The sequence below is a fragment of the Sinorhizobium fredii USDA 205 genome (assembly GCF_001461695.1).
Classification (GTDB): domain Bacteria; phylum Pseudomonadota; class Alphaproteobacteria; order Rhizobiales; family Rhizobiaceae; genus Sinorhizobium; species Sinorhizobium fredii.
This window is the reverse complement of record NZ_AUTC01000117.1, coordinates 1-650: the sequence shown is the minus strand read 5'-3', so window position 1 is coordinate 650 and position 650 is coordinate 1. Positions and strand designations below refer to the sequence as shown.

At 62.2% G+C, this 650-nt stretch carries 1 protein-coding gene; it reads left to right on the top strand.

All coding sequences use genetic code 11. The features are described from left to right. Window positions 1-650 (top strand): phosphohexomutase domain-containing protein (locus N181_RS12245; protein WP_483439686.1); only part of this gene is annotated, 650 nt, incomplete at both ends.

Sequence of the window (650 nt, the reverse complement as noted above, 5' to 3'; positions counted from 1 at the left end):
TCGCACAACGAGAACGGCTGGACCGGCGTCAAGATGGGCACGGCCCGGCCGTTGACGTTCGGACCGGACGAAATGGCTGAACTGAAAAGGATAGTGCTGGAGGCCGACTTCGACCTGACCGGTGGCGGAGCCTACGAATTCGTACCGGACTTCCGTCAGCGCTATATCGACGACCTAACCCACGGCAAGCGCATCGCCCGGAAGCTCAAGGTTGTGGTGGCCTGCGGAAACGGCACGGCTGGCGCATTCGCACCTCAGGTGCTGGAGCGGATCGGCTGTGAGGTGATCCCGCTCGACTGTGAACTCGACCATTCCTTCCCACACTACAATCCCAATCCCGAGGACCTGGTGATGCTCCACGCCATCCGGGACAAAGTGCTGGAAAGCGGCGCCGATGTCGGGTTGGGTTTCGACGGCGACGGCGACCGCTGCGGGGTGGTCGACAACGAAGGCAGCGAGATCTTCGCCGACAAGATCGGCGTGATGCTGGCACGCGATCTTTCCGCTCTGCATCCCAATTCGGTGTTCGTCGTCGACGTGAAGTCGACCGGGCTGTTCGCGGCTGATCCGGTGCTGCAGGCAAATGGCGCCCGCACCGACTACTGGAAGACCGGCCATTCCTATATCAAGCGCAGGGTCGCAGAACTCGG